General features: G+C 49.3%; 11 protein-coding genes and 1 pseudogene. 10 read left to right on the top strand and 2 right to left on the bottom strand.

The window, feature by feature from the left end:
- Positions 1 to 11 precede the first annotated feature (11 nt).
- On the bottom strand, positions 12 to 671 hold the full coding sequence (locus tag BWI93_RS06780; protein ID WP_094809466.1) for a TatD family hydrolase: 660 nt from the start codon (positions 669 to 671) through the stop codon (positions 12 to 14).
- A 152-nt stretch (positions 672 to 823) separates the two neighbouring features.
- Here BWI93_RS06780 and gltX point away from each other — a divergent pair, with 152 nt between their 5' ends.
- The 6 genes and pseudogenes from gltX to BWI93_RS06810 all read left to right on the top strand — a co-directional run bounded on the left by gltX (position 824) and on the right by BWI93_RS06810 (position 8,050).
- Entirely contained in the window at positions 824 to 2,317 is a 1,494-nt protein-coding gene (gltX, locus tag BWI93_RS06785) for a glutamate--tRNA ligase (protein ID WP_094809468.1), read from the top strand.
- Positions 2,318 to 2,429: 112 nt separating this feature from the next.
- Positions 2,430 to 2,704 (top strand): annotated as a pseudogene (locus BWI93_RS06790) (hypothetical protein).
- Positions 2,705 to 2,895: 191 nt separating this feature from the next.
- Positions 2,896 to 3,678, top strand: a complete 783-nt coding sequence (locus BWI93_RS06795) for a TIGR00266 family protein (protein ID WP_094809470.1) — start codon at positions 2,896 to 2,898, stop codon at positions 3,676 to 3,678.
- A 144-nt stretch (positions 3,679 to 3,822) separates the two neighbouring features.
- Positions 3,823 to 4,410: a gliding motility lipoprotein GldD gene (gene gldD / locus BWI93_RS06800; RefSeq protein ID WP_094809472.1), complete on the top strand. Its 588-nt coding sequence runs from the start codon at positions 3,823 to 3,825 to the stop codon at positions 4,408 to 4,410.
- 54 nt (positions 4,411 to 4,464) lie between these two features.
- A complete protein-coding gene (locus tag BWI93_RS06805; protein WP_094809474.1) occupies positions 4,465 to 5,931 on the top strand; it encodes an ATP-binding cassette domain-containing protein in 1,467 nt (488 codons plus the stop codon).
- Positions 5,932 to 6,079: 148 nt separating this feature from the next.
- Positions 6,080 to 8,050, top strand: coding sequence for a glycoside hydrolase family 127 protein (locus BWI93_RS06810; protein WP_094809476.1), 1,971 nt, complete (start codon positions 6,080 to 6,082; stop codon positions 8,048 to 8,050).
- Between the two features lie 31 nt (positions 8,051 to 8,081).
- On the opposite strand, the gene BWI93_RS06815 is transcribed toward BWI93_RS06810, so the two are convergent.
- A complete protein-coding gene (locus tag BWI93_RS06815) occupies positions 8,082 to 9,200 on the bottom strand; it encodes a glycosyltransferase (RefSeq protein ID WP_094809478.1) in 1,119 nt (372 codons plus the stop codon).
- A gap of 267 nt (positions 9,201 to 9,467) precedes the next feature.
- Between BWI93_RS06815 and BWI93_RS06820 the strand changes: the two genes are divergently transcribed.
- The 4 genes from BWI93_RS06820 (at position 9,468) to BWI93_RS06835 (ending at position 19,197) form a co-directional block, all read left to right on the top strand.
- Entirely contained in the window at positions 9,468 to 10,787 is a 1,320-nt protein-coding gene (locus BWI93_RS06820) for a vanadium-dependent haloperoxidase (protein WP_094809480.1), read from the top strand.
- 286 nt (positions 10,788 to 11,073) lie between these two features.
- Positions 11,074 to 14,121 carry a TonB-dependent receptor gene (locus tag BWI93_RS06825; RefSeq protein WP_158242737.1) on the top strand — a complete coding sequence of 1,016 codons (3,048 nt, stop codon included), beginning with the start codon at positions 11,074 to 11,076 and terminating at the stop codon, positions 14,119 to 14,121.
- A gap of 72 nt (positions 14,122 to 14,193) precedes the next feature.
- Positions 14,194 to 15,711 carry a RagB/SusD family nutrient uptake outer membrane protein gene (locus BWI93_RS06830; protein WP_094809484.1) on the top strand — a complete coding sequence of 506 codons (1,518 nt, stop codon included), beginning with the start codon at positions 14,194 to 14,196 and terminating at the stop codon, positions 15,709 to 15,711.
- Between the two features lie 87 nt (positions 15,712 to 15,798).
- Positions 15,799 to 19,197, top strand: a complete 3,399-nt coding sequence (locus tag BWI93_RS06835) for a VCBS repeat-containing protein (protein ID WP_094809486.1) — start codon at positions 15,799 to 15,801, stop codon at positions 19,195 to 19,197.
- The last annotated feature ends 9 nt before the right edge of the window (positions 19,198 to 19,206 follow it).

The following is a 19,206-nucleotide window of genomic DNA, read 5'->3' on the forward strand; positions in this document are numbered from 1 at the left end:
AGGATACCGCTTCAACAGGCCGTGATCCGCTGAAAATTCTGCCAGATTTGATTTTGTAGCTCATTCACAGAACCATTCAGCTGCCGGGAAGCCTCCACAAAGATACGATCAATGGAGAGTTGCTGATCATCCGTTTCCAGAAAAAGTCGGTCTAACGGAATCATTTTCAGACACTTCGAAGCATTTGATCCTTCTTTCAGCAAGGCATGGCCGAGGGAAAAATAGAAATCGTGCTGGAGTAGTTGCTGGGCAATCTGCTCATTGGCGTTGAAGCCATGTACAATCAATGGAATCTTCAGTTTCAGTCGCTTGACCAACGCAATCAATTCAGGGAACGCCCGTACGCAGTGAATAATGACGGGCATCTGGTACTGATGGGCCAGTAACAACTGCCGTTCAAATACCGCTTGTTGCAAGGAAAGTGGAGCCTCGGTTAGCCGATCCAGTCCGCATTCGCCCACGGCGGTTAATTGCTTTTGCTGAAGAGCCTGTTCGATCAGGGCTAGTTGCGAATCGATGGCTGCTTCCTGAATGTACCAGGGATGAATGCCCAGACTGATGCGTTGCCCGGCAGGCGTTGCTTCCGAAAAATGAGCATTATAAATGGTCTCGGTCCCTTCGTTGGGCTCGATACGGTGGGTATGGAAATTCAAAAAAGATAAATCAGCCATCGTTTGTTGGAAGAAAAGCGAATCGTACGCAAAAAACGAAACACGCCGCCTGGAAAACAAGTACCTTTGTCGCAGCAACTGGAGCGGAGCCAGGTTACGAATCGATCAGACCGTATCGAACGCTCGTACATCCGCCATCCGAAACTATTACTATGTCTACTCAAGTTCGCGTACGTTTTGCTCCCAGTCCCACGGGAGCCTTACACATTGGCGGCGTTCGTACCGCTTTGTATAACTACCTGTTCGCCCGCCAGACGGGCGGAAAGATGCTCCTTCGCATTGAAGATACGGATCAGAACCGCTTTGTACCGGGAGCCGAAAATTACATCCTCGAAGCCTTGGCGTGGGTGGGTATCACCATCGATGAAGGCATCGGCGTGGGCGGCCCCCACGAGCCTTATCGCCAGTCGGAACGGAAACACATGTACCGCGATTTTGCCGAAACGCTCGTGGCTACGGACAAGGCTTACTACGCCTTCGATACGCCGGAAGAACTGGACGAAATGCGTCAGACGTTTGAAAAACAAGGTTCGGCCTTTCAGTACAACAGCATCACGCGGACTCGTTTAAAAAACTCGCTGACCTTGCCCGTCGAAGAAGTACAGGCCAAGATTGCCGCTGGTGAGCCGTACGTAATTCGTCTGAAAGTACCGGCCAAGGAAGAAATTCGTTTTAAAGACTTGATTCGGGAATGGGTAAACGTGCATTCGTCCCAGATTGATGATAAAGTTTTACTCAAAGCCGATGGAATGCCAACGTACCACCTGGCGAACGTGGTGGATGACCATTTGATGGGCATTACGCACGTCATTCGCGGGGAAGAGTGGTTACCCTCGGCTCCTTTACACGTACTATTATACCAGTCTTTTGGCTGGGAACGTCCCGAATTTGCTCACCTGCCGCTGTTGCTGAAACCCGAAGGCAATGGCAAGTTGTCGAAACGTGACGCGGATCTGGGCGGTTTTCCGGTATTTCCGCTCGAATGGAAAGATCCGGCAACGGGTACTGTAGCCCGTGGCTTTCGTGAGGACGGGTACCTGCCCGAGGCTGTCGTGAACTTCTTAGCCTTTTTAGGCTGGAACCCTGGTACCGAACAGGAGATGTTTACGATGGACGAACTGATTACGGCGTTTAGTCTGGATAAGATTCACAAAGCCGGAGCCCGTTTCGATATTGCGAAAGCCAAATGGTTCAACCAGCAGTATTTGCGGCAACGTTCGGATGATTCGATAGCTGAATTACTGAAGGCGTCATTTCCCGCTTCTACAGCGGAACAAGTACAGAGCATTGTTCATTTGTTGAAGGACCGCGTCACGTTTCCGCAGGAAATCGTCGAGCAATCGAAGTTTCTTTTCGAAGCTCCCACGCAGTACGATGAGCAGGTGATGAACAGCAAATGGAATGCGGATGTAGCCGGGGTAGTACAGGCTTATGCCGAGGCTTTGCCCGCCGTTGAACCCTTCACCGCCGAGACGGCCAAGGAAGCCTTGCACAAGGTGACCGATGAGAAAGGCATCAAACTGGGTAAGGTGATGCAACCCCTTCGGGTAGTACTGACCGGAGCCGCTGCCGGGCCGGATTTGATGCTTTCCATGGAAATCATGGGGAAAGCAGAAGTCATTAACCGATTAACGAAAGTCCTGTAGCGTTCGGAGTTTTGGGTTTAGCGTTTGGAGTTGGCCCATCCTTTTTGGCAAAAAGTCGAGAAAGTTAGACTGAACGCTAAACCCGACACGCAAAACTCAAAACATAAAAGCCATGGCTAAGAAATCACCAAAAAAGCCCGTTCAACCCGAAAAGCCGCGAGTTCATAAAGACTTGGAAGGCTGGATATTACGATTAATAACTTTGGCGAGCTGAATATGTCTCTGCCCATCGACAAGATCAACGAATTCCTGAACCGGACGGTAGATGATAAAAAACTTCGTCATCGGGATGACTTGGAAGCTTTGCCGGGTCGCAAACGCGAGGACGAAGAAGAAGAGGAAGATTTCGATTTGCCGGACGATCTCAAACGGGAATTAGGGGAGTAACTACGTTTGGAACGTTTCAGGTTATGGGGTTTGAGTCATCAGCATAAAGCCGTATTTAGTACATTGAATTTTATATAAGTAGCTGGGGGACAATAGTTTAAAGCAGTGTTTGTTACTGAAAATATAAATGTTTATTTCAGCTCCTGGTCCTTTATCAAACGACTCAAACGCTTTAAAACCGGAACACTACCATGCGTAGCCACGAGATTGATTACAAAATTATTGGTGAAGATATTCAGATCGTTGAAATCGAACTGGACCCCAACGAAACGGTAATTGCCGAAGCCGGAGCCATGCTCTTTATGGAAGATGGCATTCAGTTCGAAACCAAGATGGGCGACGGCTCGGAACCTGATCGCGGCTTGCTGGGAAAACTCCTGCAGGCCGGAAGCCGGAAGCTGATGGGCGAATCGCTCTTCATGACGCACTTTACTAACCGTGGCTACGGCAAGCGTAAGGTGGCTTTTGCGGCTCCGTATCCGGGTACCGTACTGCCCATCAATCTGGCCAATTTACCGGGCCAGGCCCTCATTACTCAGAAAGATAGCTTCCTGTGTGCCGCCTTGGGAACGAAAGTAGCGATCACGTTCAATCAAAAAATCGGCTCGGGACTATTCGGTGGGGAAGGCTTTGTCCTCCAGCGATTGCAGGGCGACGGACTGGCGTTTATCCACGCCGGAGGGGTCGTCATTGAGCGGTATCTGAATAATGAAACCCTACGGGTTGACACGGGCTGTATCGTAGGTTTTGAGCAGCAAATCAACTATTCCATCCAGCGTTCGGGTGGTTTAAAATCCATGGTTTTCGGCGGTGAAGGTATCTTCCTGGCGACCCTTTCGGGTACGGGGCGGGTCTGGATTCAGTCGATGCCGATTGTGAAACTAGCGAACGCCCTGGGTTCCATGACCAGTGTTACGGGTAGTGGTAAGGAAAGTGGTTCGGTACTGGGCGGCCTGGGTAACTTGTTTGAGTAAACGAACATTGGGACTCAACTCCTAGGAAAATAATGATAAATTCGCGGGAATCCATCAGTTGGATTCCCGCTTTTCGTTATAGCGTTTACCGTTTTCCTGAACGTAAGGTTTGAAACAGAAAACGGAAAACAGACTACTAAAAAGATGCTCCGAACTCTTTCTTACAGCTTCCTGACCTTTTTGATGAGTAGTATTTTATGGTCTTGTAGTGAAGATTATACGCCCAAACCCAAAGGCTTTCCCCGGATTGATTTACCCCCGCACGCGTATCAGCCCCTCACGGAAAATCATCCGTATACCTTCGAGTATTCCAAAGCCGCAGTCATCAAACCGGATACGTTCAAAGGAGCCGAGCCCCACTGGATTTTCATTACCTATCCGTCTTTAAAAGCTAATGTTCAATTGACCTATAAGCCCGTACAGGGCAGTAAGGAACGCCTGCGGGGCTTTATTTCCGACGCGTACAAGCTGGCTGCCAAACATCAGGAAAAAGCTTACGCTCTGAAAGATGCTGTCGCCCTGGGCAAGTCCGGACAGACCTTTACTCTGCTGGAAATCGCCGGAGATGTACCCAGTCATATGCAGTTTTATACGACAGATTCCACGAAGCATTTTCTACGCGGAGCCATGTATCTGCAAACGGCTACGGAGAATGATTCCCTGGCTCCGGTGGTCGAGTACATCAAGCAGGATGTAATGCACCTGGTGAACACCCTGAAGTGGAAAAAATAACCAATGAGTAATGCGGCTGGGAGCATAGAACCTGGCCTACAATAGCAGTAGCGAATGTCTGTATCTTTTGAATTGATAAATGCCCGCATCGGTTGGGAGCGAGAAACCCTGATCGAAAACTTAAACTGGACGCTGGAAAAAGGCCAACACTGGGCCTTGGTAGGCCCTACGGGTTCGGGAAAGTCTTTGCTGTTATCCATACTGGCCGGAAAACGATCCGTGCTGGGAGGCGTATTTCATTCCGATCTGCCGAAAGAAAGCGTCGAATTGGTCCCCAACGATTTCAGTTTTAACCGAAATATTGCGGCTTCGGCCACCTTCTATCAGCAGCGTTTCAATAGTTATGCATCGGTGGAAAGTCCAACGGTATGGGAAGTCCTGCAAAATCAGGTGAAACCCGTAGGTACCGTCGACGCTCATTCGATACAGTTACCGCCGCTGGCTTACGAGGAAGCGTATGTGCAGGAAGTGGCTACGCGATTGCGGGTTAGTCATTTACTGGATCGGCACGTTACTTCGCTTTCCAATGGCGAAACCCGGCGGACGTTGCTCACGCTGAGTTTTCTGAGAAATCCGCAGGTACTTTTACTGGATAATCCGTTTGTCGGACTGGATGTAGCGAGCCGGTCCGCTTTGCACGATATTCTCACGCACATTGCCGAAACGGGTACGACGTTGATTCTGGTCGCTCCGCCGACGGATATTCCCAACCCCATTACGCATATACTTGAGTTACCCGAAGGCAAGTCCCTACTGCGATGGAACTATGTACCTCCTGCGGCAGCCAAGCGGCGGGACCAGATTCAGTTACCCGAACCGCTGACACCAGCGGCTTCTTTTGACTATGCCATCCGAATGCGAAATATTTCGATTCGCTACGGAGAAACCCAAATACTGGACGGGATAAACTGGGAGGTGAAACGGGGCGAAAAATGGGCTTTGCTCGGTCCGAACGGCTCCGGAAAATCTACCTTACTGAGTTTAATTACGGGCGACAACCCGCAAGCCTACGCCAATGATTTTGACTTGTTTGACCGGAAACGGGGTACGGGCGAAAGCATCTGGGATATTAAGAAAAACATCGGATTCGTATCACCCGAACTGCATTTGTACTTTCCCCGCGATCAAAACGTCTGGAAAGTGGTAGCTTCCGGCCTGTTTGATACCATGGGTCTGTTCAAAAAACTCAAAGACGAACAAGCCGCTTACGTCGAACAATTCCTGACGGCGTTTGAACTGCAAGCTTATCATGATAAACGACTGGCTCAGCTTTCCACCGGGCAGCAACGGCTGGTATTGCTGGCTCGGGCCTTAATCAAAAATCCGCCCCTACTTATTCTTGATGAACCCTGTCAGGGACTGGACACGGATCAGATGATTCGTTTTCGGGATACCGTCGATAGCCTGTGCGAAAATACGGACCGTACCTTGTTGTACGTTTCGCATTACACCGAGGAAATCCCGCAATGCGTAACCCGTATGCTTCAGCTGAATGGCGGAAAAGTAGCGGAAATGGAGTAGGTTTTGAGCGAGTAGTAGGGTAGGAAGCGGGAAGCGGGCCTTGGCTGATTTGTTCAGCCAAGGCCGATCATTTTCTGGACCGTTTGAAGCGAAGAGGTATTATTTTTTTGAGAGAATGCGTTGTTAAACGTACCCAAGCTGGCATTTTATGAGAAAAAGTACCTTCCTGACCACTGCGATACTAGGTTCAATCCTGACGTTTTCCGCCCGGAGCCAGGATTATCCCATCCAACCCGTACCCTTTACGAACGTTAAAATTACCTCGGCTTTCTGGCAGCCCCGGATTGAAACTAACCGTACGCAAACCATTCCTTTTGCTTTTCAAAAGTGCGAGGAAACGGGTCGGATTGACAATTTTGCTATTGCGGGGAAGCTGAAGAAAGGAGAATTTCAGGGGCAGCGATTTGATGATTCCGACGTGTTCAAAGTGGTCGAAGGAGCTTCGTACTCGCTGGCCAGTCATCCCGATCCGAAACTGGAGGCGTACCTGGATACGGTCATCACTAAAATCGCGGCGGCTCAGGAACCCGATGGATACCTGTACACAATTCGTACCATTTTGGGCGATAAAATAATGGACCGGGACTGGCGATCCGGCTATACCCGGTTTAATTTCTTAAATGGCTCGCACGAACTATACAACGTAGGCCATTTGTACGAAGCCGCCGTGGCTCACTACCAGGCTACCGGAAAGAAAACCTTACTAAACGTAGCCACCAAAAACGCCGATTATTTATTGAAGGTATTCGGTCCGGAGAAGTTAATTGAGGTACCCGGCCACGAAGAAATTGAGTTGGGGCTGGTTAAACTCTACCGGGCAACTAAGAAGAAAGAATACCTGGATCTGGCCAAATTTTTCATTGATATGCGGGGCCGTAAAGACCTTCGCCGGATTCTCATCGTGCAACAACCCGACGGTAGTGCTTCGCACGCCGATAGTTTGTACTTCCAGGATCACATTCCTGTAACGGAACAAACCGAAGTAGTGGGCCATTCGGTACGTGCAGGATACCTGTACGCGGGTATGACCGATGTAGATGCCGTAATGGGAGCCAAAACCTATGGCAAAGCCCTCAATAAACTCTGGCACAACGCCGTAGATCAGCGAATGTTTCTGACCGGCGGGGTAGGAGCCAACCGGATGAACGAAGGGTTCGGAGAAGATTACGAATTACCCAATCAGGAAGCCTACGCGGAAACCTGTGCTTCCGTAGCTCAGATGCTCTGGAATTACCGGATGTTTCTGGAGTCGGGCGATGCCGCTTATCTGGACGTCTTCGAGCGAATCATGTACAACGGCTTTCTGTCGGGGGTCTCGCTGGACGGTACGCACTTCTTCTATCCCAACCCACTGGCTGCCGATGGCGTAACCAAGTTCAATGGCGAAGCAACCCGAGTCGAATGGTTTGCGACCTCGTGTTGTCCCACCAATGTTACCCGCGTCATGCCTTCTCTGCCGGGCTACGTGTATGCCGTTCGAAATAATGATCTGTACCTGAATCTGTTCATGGCCGGTACCGCTAATTTGACCCTCAACAATCAGCCGATTACTGTAACGCAGGAGACCAATTACCCCTGGAATGGCTTTCAAAAACTGACACTGACGCCCGAAAAAGCTACGGAATTTGCCGTACGAATTCGAATTCCCGGCTGGGCTCAGGGCAAACCCATGCCTGGCGATCTGTACCGGTATCAGAACGCCGAAGCTCAGCCCATCACGATTAAAGTCAACGGAAAAAAAGCTGCGTATCGGCTCGAAAAAGGCTTTGCCGTATTGCAGCGTACCTGGAAGAAAGGGGATGTCGTAGAAATGGAATTACCAATGCCCATTCGCAAAGTACTGGCTCACGAAAAGGTGAAAGCAGATCAGGGTCGGGTCGCTCTCGAACGCGGCCCGATTGTATACTGCGTGGAGGGCGTGGATAATGGTGGTGAGGTCGAGCAAATCTCCGTTAATGAGCAGACGAAACTAAAAGCCATTAACGCTCCGGATTTCATCACCACGAGTGTACTCATCAAAGGGGAAAACCCCGGCGGAGCGAAATTTACAGCTATTCCGTACCACCTCTGGAGTCATCGGGGTGTGGGGAAAATGGCCGTTTGGCTACACAATCGCTAAACTAAAAAGGTTCATCTTCGGATGAGCCTTTTTAGTTTTGAAGGATGCGTTCGTAAAAATCCAGCAGCCGCTGTTGTTCGTAAGCCCAATTGTAACGTTGCCGGACGGCCCGTTTGCCGCGTTCACCCATCTGTGTTCGGACGGCAGGTTGCTCAATTAAAATCTTCAGGGATTCGTACAACTGCTCCGCGTCAGTAGGATCGATACAAAAGCCGCATTCGTTTTCCTCAACTACCGATTGATACAAAGGAAAGTTGGACGTAACCACGGGCAAACCCAAGGCCATGTACTCAAAGATTTTGCTGGGATACGATCCGGGGAAATCGCCGATGGGTCGTAGTAGGGCGACCCCACCCAGACATCCAGCTCCCGTTCGATACGCTTCCGGAGCTGGCGTATGTCCGTGAAAAATCAGGTTTTCTTTGACCTCCTCATAGCCGGGTAACTGTTCAATTTCTTCAAAGGAGCGAAGATCGAATCCCGGTTTTCCGAAAATATGCCAGCGAAAATCCGGGTACTCCTTCCGAAGAAGGCGGGACGCTTCAATCATGACATCCAGGCAACGGGCCTTACTGATTTGTCCCAGATAAAAAAAGGCGGGCGGCCCACCTGTCGTTGAAGGAGCAGACGAAGGAAATAAAGAAAGGTCCGGAAAATTATGCAGGACGATGGACGGCTTCTGTACGTCCGTATACGATTCTAGGTACGAATCTTCCGCAAAAATGAAGTAAAACTTCCGGCGAGCGATACGGTCGAAAAGTCGGAAAAACCAGCGAAACAGCCGACCATTGTTGATCTGCTTCCCATCGAGTTGCTTCGCCATATTTTCGTAGGCATCGAAAATGACTTTTGACCCCAACCACTGATTCAGCAACGCAATGGGTAAGGCTTCGGGGGCGTGTACGTGTACAATGTCTGCTCGTACTCGTAAACTGTGCCACAAAACCTGTGGATGTACAAACAGCAACCGTTTCAGTAACGAAGATTCGTAGGGAATCGGAAGGAACGTAATGGAAGTATTGGAGTTCAGCGGTGGCGTCGCTAGTACAGTAGTCGGGTAACGCAGGGCCGTACTAACCGCCATCTTCAGGACCATTCGCGAATCATCCCCCCGATGCAGGGTACTCAGGTGTAGTACGTTAGGTTTCATGCAGAAATAACTCCGTTTTCAAAGCAGGCTGGAAAGCTACTAACTATACGTTCAGGAAATGCATTGCGAACGACTGTTTCCGACAAAGATACTACGGATGCTTTTGTTCTACGGAGGCTAATGCGGAATCTAGAGCGATCAGATTACCTGGGAAATCGCATAAAAATAAAATTATAGTTAATTCCTGAAAAATAACATAGGATGCTGCCAGTTTTGTTATTTTTGTGGTAATTTATTGTAATAAAATAATACGTATAGTAAGTTCGAATGAAGCAACTTTTCCTCATCTTACTTCTTCCTATTCTGATTCTTAGTAGTTGTCAGAAAAATAAGCAGGAATATACCCGTCTTACCAATAATCCTGAATTTTTACGAAAGGCTGAACGCAAACTCACGCAGGTAATCATCCACGACGTATTTGGGCCACCCGTAGCTGCCCGTATCTACGCGTATTCTAGTTTAGCCGCGTATGAAGCCTTGTTGCCCGCGTATCCACAGTATCGGAGCATGGCAGGACAGTTGAATGAGTACACAGCTACGCCTAAGCCCGAAGCCGATCAGGAGTACTGCTTTCCGCTGGCCAGTAGCCGGGCCTTTCTGCTGGTCGGTCGGCAGTGGACCTTCTCAGGGGGTATGATTGATGATTTTGAAAAAGATTTTTACGAAGCGTTTGAAAAGGCTTTGCCTTCGGACGTCTACGAACGCTCCATGCAGTATGGAGAGGCGGTAGCCAAACACGTCATTGCGTATTCGTTAAAAGACCAGTATAAGGAAACCCGGGGATTTCGCTATACCGTAACGAATCAAAAAGGAAGCTGGGTTCCTACGCCACCCGCGTACATGGATGCGTTGGAACCATTTTGGGCCAAAATCCGGCCTTTGGCCCTGGATTCGGCTACGCAATTCCGGCTTAAGGGTTTTCCAGCCTACAGCGATAATCCCGCCAGTGATTGTTACAAAGAGGCAAAAGAGGTATATGAAGCCGTAAAATTTAGTACCGAAGAGGAGAAGGAAATCGCAAATTTCTGGGATTGTAATCCTTTCAAAATGAATATTCAGGGGCATGCTGCGTTCGCTACGAAGAAAATGTCCCCAGGTGGGCACTGGATGAGTATCGTGGGTCTTACCACCCGGAAAACCCAGAAAGATTTCATGCAAACTGCCGAAGCGTATCTGCTTACGTCCATCGCTTTATTTGATGGATTCATCGCTTGCTGGGATGAAAAATACCGTACGGTTCGTATTCGACCAGAAACGTACATCAATAACCTGATCGATGAGCAGTGGCAGCCTTTGTTACAAACACCACCCTTTCCTGAATATCCTTCCGGACACAGTGTCGTTTCCGCTGCCTCAGCGGTTGCATTAACGGCTGTACTGGGAGATCATTTAACTTTTGCCGATTCCTCCGAAGTAGCCTATGGATTGCCCGTGCGGCAATACACTTCCTTTAAAGCGGCGGCTACTGAAGCGGCGATCAGTCGGCTATACGGTGGCATTCACTTCAAAACGGCCATTGATCACGGTTTTGATCAGGGAGAGGCAGTAGGTGCCTGGATTTTGCATAAAATAAAGACCAGGCAGTAAAATAAATACTTAGGTGTAAAAAACTCATTTGTAAAAAACAATTTTAAGGGATTCAAATTAGGATTTTAGCTAGGTATAAACACTTAAATTGTTTTTTTTTAAACATTAGGGGCTAAATTGTATTATATGAACTAAATATTGTAGTTTGCGTACCGGAAAGCGGTAAAAATGTATCCATCCAATAGTATACTAGACAAATTCGAGTGGTTTGATTTGTCTTTTTTTGATTGGATGTGCATTTTTCTCTAACCAAGTTTACTAATACAATACATAACCCTTACAAATGATGAAACAGACTTACTTGCAGCGTAGCTCGTTGGGTCAAAAAAGTAAATTCAGACAGTGGTCTACCGCATGTCTGAGTCTTTTAATGATTCTTCTCAACATGACGACCTGGGCTCAGCAAAGAACCCTCACTGGAAAGGTTACTTCAGCTGAAGATGGAAGCGATCTCCCCGGGGTGAGCATCCTGGTCGTTGGCACCTCTAACGGTACACAAACCGCCGCCGATGGAACGTATAAGATTAACGTTACATCCGGTTCTAAACTTCGGTTTACGTCGGTTGGTATGATTTCACAGGAAATTGACATCACCAGCCAGACCACACTCAATGTAAGCTTACAGCCTAATTCTCAGTCGCTTTCGGAAGTAGTAGTAGTCGGATACGGTACGCAGCGAAAAGCGGACGTAACTGGAGCCACCGCTACGGTAACCTCGAAAGACTTTAACGCGGGGGTATTGAACAACCCCTTACAGGCCGTACAGGGTAAAGTTTCCGGTCTGGTTATCAGTGCTCCCAACAGTGATCCTACGAACAACCGTCCTACGATTCGTCTACGCGGAACGTCATCGCTGTCTGCTAACTCCGAGCCTCTGATTGTAATTGACGGAGTAGCCGGTGCTCCGTTAAACAGCGTTGCTCCGGAAGATATTCAGTCGGTTGACGTATTGAAAGATGCTTCTGCCGCGGCGATCTACGGTTCACGCGGGGCAAACGGTGTCATCATTGTTACGACTAAAAAAGGTACCGCAGGTCGTACTTCGGTTGAATACAGTGGTTACATCTCGATGGGTAAAGAAGTACGTCGTCCTGGGTTCCTGACGCCAGACGAATTCCGGGCGAAGTTAGCGGAACGGAACGTCACGGGTCAGGACTTTGGAGCTTCAACCAACTGGATTGATCAGGTCACCCAAACTTCCTGGACGCAGAACCACTCGGTAGCCGTCAGTGGTGGGGCCGAAAAATTCAGCTACCGGGGTTCACTGGTGTATCTGGATCAGCCCGGCATCGTGAAAAACTCTGGATTCAACCGGATTAACGCTCGTTTGAACCTGGTACAGAAAGCGTTGGACGACCGGTTGGAAATTCAACTTTTACTGTCCCACCAGACGAATAACAAAAAATTCGTCGATTACGGAGCCCTGCGTTCAGCGGTACGTTTCAACCCGACGCAGCCAATCTACAACGCCGACGGAACCTTCAACCAACCCCAGGGACAGTTTGAAGTAGAAAACCCGTTGGCTCGACTGATGCAATTGACGAACGAAGGCAAAGAGCGTCAGACCTTACTGAATGCCAAAGCCAGCTACGAAATTGTGAAAGGCTTGAAAGTAGGGGTGAATGCTTCGCAAAGTACGTTTGATTACCTGTATGGTTTCTTCATTCCCAGTTATTTCCGGGGTAGTGGAAACAGTATTTCGCGGGCCCGTCGGGAAACGCAGGAAGTACTGGATCGCTTGATTGAAAGCACCGTTAACTATTCGAATACGATTGATAAACACAACTTTAGCGTTCTGTTAGGTCATACGTATCAAAAAGTTAGCAACGAAGGTTTTGGTGCCGAGCACAGCAATTTCCCCGATGCCTTTGGTTACAATAACCTGGAATCGGGTAACGATAACGCGGACGGATCGACCAACCGTCGGGTAAACTCCTATAAATCAGAAGCGATCCTGGTAGGTCTGATTGGTCGGCTTAACTATTCGTACAACGAAAAGTATCTGTTGACGGCCAATATTCGCCGTGATGGTTCTTCGCGTTTCGGTGCCAATAACCGCTGGGGTTGGTTCCCCTCCGTATCAGCGGGCTGGCGTTTAATTGAAGAGGATTTCATTAAAAATAGTAACCTCTTTAGCGATTTGAAACTGCGGGCCGGATACGGCGTCACGGGTAACCAGGATGGTATTGCGGACTACGCAGCTCGGCGTTTATACGGTTCGCAAGGATCGTATTACACCAACGGTGGATTCCAAACGGCTTACTTCTACTCACAAAACGCGAATCCAGACTTGAAATGGGAAACCTCTGCCATGACCAACATCGGGGTAGACTTCGGTTTCATGAAAGGCCGCCTGACGGGCTCACTGGAATTTTACTACAAAGACACCCGCGATCTGTTGTTTAACTACCCCGTTGCCATTGGCTCCCGGTATGGTTCACAGCAACTCGTTGCCGGAACGAACAACGTCCTGGCAAACGTAGGTCGGGTATCCAATAAAGGGGTTGAGTTAGCTCTGGATTTCCAGGCCATTAGCAAACAGGATTTCGAGTGGCGTACCACCCTGAATCTGGCTCACAACACGAATAAAATCGTATCGTTGAGTAACGACCTGTTTCAGTACAACACCAGTAACCCTATCCTTTACGGTGGTTTTGGTAGCGGACAAGGCGGTATTGCTTCCCCCATCGTATTGCAGGAAGGCTATCCCATCGGTACGTTCTACGGTCCCCGCGTAACGGGTTTCAACGACCGGGGTGAGTACATTTATCAGGATTTAGGGGGTGGAGGAACGCAACCTGCCGGTGCCGACCGTACTTACCTGGGTAATGCTCAACCCAAGCTGACCTTAGGCTGGCAAAACAACTTCACGTACAAGAACTGGGATTTGTCCATCTTCTTCCGCGGAAGTTTAGGTCAGAAAGTAGCCAACGGAATGTACATCTACTTTGCGAACCCCAACCGGTTCCCCGGCGAAAACTTGCTGAAAGATGCGTTCACGACGGGTATCGGCACGGGCGTATCCTCTGCCTGGTCGGATCTGTGGCTGGAAAATGCCTCGTTTGTACGCTTGGACAACTTCCGTTTGGGTTACCGCATTCCGGGCCTGAAGAAAATTCTTCAGAATGCTCAGGTCTACCTTTCCGGTCAAAACATTTTCGTTATTACGAAATACCGTGGAGCTGATCCAGAAGTACGTACCGGAGATTCGCGTAGCCAGTATGGTTCAATCAGCGACGATAACCGGGCTGTGAACCTGTCACCCGGCGTTGACCCTGTGTCTTACTACCCGCGGGCTCGCACGTTGGTAGCTGGTGTTTCATTAACGTTCTAGGCTAATTGCGAGTAAATTCATTATGTAATCAGTAATAGGCTTTACGCTTATTTATAGAATATCATACTTCTTATGAAAACGCTTAAAATTTTATACGGACTCGGGCTTACAGGGATGATGATTTTCAATCAATCCTGCACCAATCTGGATTCCACCGTATACGATCGGGCCGATGCAAGTAATTTCCCAGCTACTGAATCCGATCTGAACGCCGTTATTGGTTCCTCCTACGGAACGTTACGGTCTTTCGTAGACGATCCCTTCGTGTTGCAGGAAACCACTACGGATGAAGTGGTAGTACCGACGCGGGGACCTGACTGGTACGATGATGGTCGCTGGCAACAGTTAGCCCGCCATCAGTTTACGCCCGTTATTCCATCAAACATTAACGGAGCCTGGGAAGCTTTTTACCGCAGTATTGCTAACGTTAATATCAATATTGGTACTCTGAAAGAGTCTAACGTAGCCAATAAGGAGAACACGATTGCGGAGTTGCGGGGAATCCGGGCTTTGAACTACTACTATCTGGTGGATCTGTTCGGTAGGGTTCCCATTCTGACGGAAAATTCTCCTGCCGGAAACCCCCGACAAAGCCCCCGGGATAGCGTATTCTACTTTATTGAAAAGGAGTTGAAAGAAGCGATTCCTCTGATGCGGAATGAAAACAGCGTCGCCATGTACGGACGGATGTCACGCGGGGCTGGACATGCTCTGCTGGCTCACGTGTACCTGAACGCAGGAGTATTTACGGGTACGCCTCGCTGGGCTCAGGCCGCCGCAGAAGCAGACTCGGTGATCAACTCAAAACTGTACTCGCTATCGCCGAATTTCCTGGACAACTTCGCCGTCAATAACGATCGGAACGGATCAAGAGCCGAGAACATTTTCGTCATTCCTTACGACAAAACGTTTGCTACCGGGAACACCTTCCAATTGCGTACCCTGCACTACGCGTTGCAGCAGAAGTATGGACTGGCCAACAGCCCCTGGAATGGCTACTGTACGTACGCTGATTTCTATTCAACGTTCAGCGATCAGGATGCCCGTAAGAAAATGTGGTTAGCTGGTCCGCAGACGGGTCCCGATGGACGGGTTATCCAGTACGATGACCGCGTAGATGGACAACGGCACGACGTGAATTTTACCCCGGAAATCAATGCTCTGGAACGGGCTCTGGCTTATCAGGGGGTTCGTTTTCAGAAATTCGAAATTCAGGCGAATAACTTGATTACCAGTCAGGATAACGACTTTCCGATTTTCCGGTACGCATCCGTGTTGATGACCAAGGCCGAAGCTTTATTCCGCCAGGGAAAAGTAGCGGAGGCACTGCCTTACATCAATCAGATTCGGAAACGGGCGGGTGTAGCTGATTTTACGGCTTCCGATATGACGCTGGACAACCTGCTGAAAGAATACGGACGGGAATTTGCTTTCGAAGGCCGTCGCCGTACGGATTTGATTCGCTTCCAGTCCTTTACTCAAAAAGCATGGCAGTTTAAACCCGTAACGGATCCCAAGTATAACCTGATGCCGATTCCGGCTACGCAGCGAAACAGTAACCCTCTGCTGGAGCAAAATCCGGGTTATTAATTACAAATGCTTTACCTTATTTTACAGGCTCCTTTCCAGGTTGGGAAGGGGCCTGTATTGATACTAGCCCCAGTAAACAAGTAATCAATGCGTGAGCAGTGTAACGTAGTCCTGAAAGTACTAATCGTAGCGAGTGGTTTCTTACTAGGCTTGACGGCCTGTACTTCTTCCCATGAAAAACCCCTGTTTGAAACGCTGGATTCGACCCAAACGGGTATTGCGTTTCAGAATACCGTTATAGACGATGACAGCCTGAATATTGTCGAATACCTGTATTTCTACAATGGAGCGGGCGTAGCGGCGGGAGACATTAACAACGATGGACTAACGGATTTGTACTTCGTTAGCAACCGTGGCAAGAATAAATTATACCTCAATAAAGGAAACTGGAAGTTTGAAGACATTACCGAGCAGGCGGGCGTCGGCGGTTTTGCCGACTGGCAGACGGGCGTGAGTATGGCCGATGTCAACGGTGACGGATGGCTGGACATGTACGTATGTGCCGTCGGAAATTACCGGGGACTGGAAGGTTCCAACGAACTGTATATCAACAATCACGACGGAACCTTTACGGAAAAGGCCGCCGAGTATGGGCTGGATTTTACGGGCTTTTCAACGCAGGCAGCTTTCTTCGACTACGATCACGATGGCGACCTGGATTGCTATCTGCTCAACCACGCCATTCATAAAGCCATTTCGTACAACAACGTAAATGCCCGGTTCCTGCGGGACAATGAAGCGGGGGATTACCTGTTCGAAAATAAAATCATTGATAAGGGAAATCAGGCGAAACCCTTGTTTGTGAATGTATCCGAAAAGGCGGGTATTTACGGAGCACCCATGGGCTACGGTCTGGGGATTTCCGTGGGCGATCTGGATAACGACGGCTGGGAAGATCTTTACGTTTCCAACGACTTTCACGAAGACGATTACTACTATCACAATAACGGAAACGGCACCTTTACTGAAAAGCTGAAGGAGACGTTTGCTCATACCAGCCGTTTTTCGATGGGCAACGACATGGCCGACATTAACAACGATGGCTGGCTGGATGTCATGACGCTGGATATGTATCCCGAAGATGAAACCGTCGAAAAATCATCGGCGGGTGAAGATGCGTTCGACGTTTTTTCGTTCAAACTCAGCTATGGGTATCACTATCAGTATGCCCGCAATTGTCTGCAATTAAACCTACAGGGTAAACGCTTCGTGGATATTGCCGCTCAACTCGGCATGGCCGCTACGGACTGGAGCTGGGCACCGCTCTGGGCCGACTACGACGGCGATGGCGTGAAGGACGTATTCATCACCAACGGTATCGTCCGGCGACCCAACAACATGGACTACATTAAATACGTCTTTCAGGACTCCGTATACGCCGCCTTGGATAAACGGGTGAAAGATGCCGTTCGCAGATCCATTCAACACATGCCCGAAGGCAAAACGCACAATTATTTATACCAGGGCGTTGCCAAAGGACCCTTCGATTTCAATTTCAAAAACCGCTCTGCGGACTGGGGATTTGCGAAGGAAAATATTAGTAACGGAGCGGTCTACGCCGATCTGGATAACGACGGCGATCTGGATCTGATCAGTAATGATATCAATGAGACCGCGGGCGTGTATCGAAATACAGCCCGTCAGACGATGGGCAATCATTACCTGAAAGTAAAGTTTCAGGGAGAGAAAGCGAATGTTTTTGGCGTCGGGGCGAAAGTATTGATGCGGGACAGTACCCAGTTGTTTTACCAGCAAAACAGCCCCGTACGCGGGTTCCAATCGTCCGTAGAACCTACGTTAACGTTTGGTTTAGGGAAACAGACCGTGATCGACAGCCTGCTGGTCATCTGGCCGGATGGAAAATCAGAAATCCTGCGGAATGTTAAAACGGACCAGAACCTGACCTTGCGGCATGCTTCTGCCAAAAATCAGGAAGTATCGCAGTGGTGGAAAACGGCCGAAACGCCCGTACTGGAAGAGGTACAGCCCGGTCCCATTCCCTACACGCATTACGAAAACAAAGATTATTTTGACTTTAGCCGCGAACCACTGATGCCTTTTCAGCTTTCGACGGAAGGCCCGCGACTGGCCAAGGGTGACATAAACGGCGATGGCCTGGAAGATATTTACATTCCCGGAGCCAAGCTCAAGGTCGGGCAGTTATTCACGCAGAAACCCGACGGTCAGTTTGTACGTAGTAAGCAACCCGCATTCGACGCTGATTCTTCGGCTGAACACGTAGCCGCTACGTTTTTTGATGCCGATGGGGATGGCGATCTGGATCTGTACGTTGTCGCGGGTGGGAACGAATACTACGGCGAAATGGGTCAGTTACAGGACCTGTTGTACTTCAACGACGGAAAAGGTTCATTCACCAAAGCTAGTACGGCATTACCGAAAATGCTGGAAAACAAGTCGGGCGTGTACCCGGCGGACTTCGATAAAGACGGGGATATTGATTTGTTCGTTTCGGGCCGCGTGACGGCTTATGCCTACGGTAAACCACCCCGGTCTTTCCTGCTCGTAAATGATGGGAAAGGGAATTTCAGTGATCAAACGGATCGGCTGGCTCCCGAATTAAGGTTGGCAGGTTTACTAACGGATGCCCACTGGAGTGACTTTGACGGCGACCAGAAACCCGACCTACTGGTGATCGGCGATTGGATGGAACCCCAACTCTTCGTACAAAAAGGTGGAAAATTCACCCGAAAACCCATTCGGATGGAAGAAGCCGACGGTACGGAATCCACCCGTATGAAAGGTTTCTGGAGTCGTATGGCCTGGGGCGATCTCAATAAAGACGGGCGGGAAGATGTCGTACTTGGTAACCTGGGTCTGAATAGTCGTTTTCGGCGAAAAGGCTCTAATCATCTGAAAATGTGGGTGAAAGACATCGATTCGAATGGACAGGCCGAACAAATTCTGGCGTACGAAGATCAATCTGGCTCGTATTACCCACTGGCGGGCAAAGACGAATTGGGCAAACAGCTTCCTTCGGTCATCAATAAGAAGTTTACCACCTACGCTGATTTCGCCGGAAAAACCGTTGAGGACATCTTCAATAAAGGCGAGCTGAACGGAGCGACTGAATTTGAAATCAACCGCTACAGTTCCGTCTGGCTGGAAAACAAAGGCGGCCTTCGGTTTGTCATTCACGAACTGCCAGCCCCGGCCCAATGGTCAAAACTGTACGCGTTCGCGATTGGCGATGTGGACGGTAACGGAACACCGGACGTACTGATCGGCGGAAACCTCTACAGCGTTAATCCGGCTCAGGGGCAGTATAATGCAAACCCCGGCCTGGTACTATTCAACGACGGCAAAGGGAACTTCCGAGCCAGTCCCGGACCTCTTTCCGGATTTTCGGTAAACGGCGAAATCCGCGACATCCAGGCCCTTCGAACGGCAGCGGGCACCCGCTGGCTGGTTAGCCGGAACAATGATCGTCCCCTAGTATTTAAAACCCATACGCACCCCATTCAGTGAATTCCCTAT

It is taken from the genome of Siphonobacter sp. BAB-5385 (assembly GCF_002261125.1).
GTDB lineage: Bacteria > Bacteroidota > Bacteroidia > Cytophagales > Spirosomataceae > Siphonobacter.

Excerpts from the sequence above, each read along its gene's own strand:
- BWI93_RS06810 (WP_094809476.1), top strand. The coding sequence starts at position 6,080 with ATGAGAAAAAGTACCTTCCTGACCACTGCGATACTAGGTTCAATCCTG.
- gltX (WP_094809468.1), top strand. The coding sequence starts at position 824 with ATGTCTACTCAAGTTCGCGTACGTTTTGCTCCCAGTCCCACGGGAGCC.
- BWI93_RS06805 (WP_094809474.1), top strand. The coding sequence starts at position 4,465 with ATGTCTGTATCTTTTGAATTGATAAATGCCCGCATCGGTTGGGAGCGA.
- BWI93_RS06780 (WP_094809466.1), bottom strand. The coding sequence starts at position 671 with ATGGCTGATTTATCTTTTTTGAATTTCCATACCCACCGTATCGAGCCC.
- BWI93_RS06830 (WP_094809484.1), top strand. The coding sequence starts at position 14,194 with ATGAAAACGCTTAAAATTTTATACGGACTCGGGCTTACAGGGATGATG.
- BWI93_RS06795 (WP_094809470.1), top strand. The coding sequence starts at position 2,896 with ATGCGTAGCCACGAGATTGATTACAAAATTATTGGTGAAGATATTCAG.
- BWI93_RS06825 (WP_158242737.1), top strand. The coding sequence starts at position 11,074 with ATGAAACAGACTTACTTGCAGCGTAGCTCGTTGGGTCAAAAAAGTAAA.
- BWI93_RS06835 (WP_094809486.1), top strand. The coding sequence starts at position 15,799 with ATGCGTGAGCAGTGTAACGTAGTCCTGAAAGTACTAATCGTAGCGAGT.
- BWI93_RS06815 (WP_094809478.1), bottom strand. The coding sequence starts at position 9,200 with ATGAAACCTAACGTACTACACCTGAGTACCCTGCATCGGGGGGATGAT.
- BWI93_RS06820 (WP_094809480.1), top strand. The coding sequence starts at position 9,468 with ATGAAGCAACTTTTCCTCATCTTACTTCTTCCTATTCTGATTCTTAGT.
- gldD (WP_094809472.1), top strand. The coding sequence starts at position 3,823 with ATGCTCCGAACTCTTTCTTACAGCTTCCTGACCTTTTTGATGAGTAGT.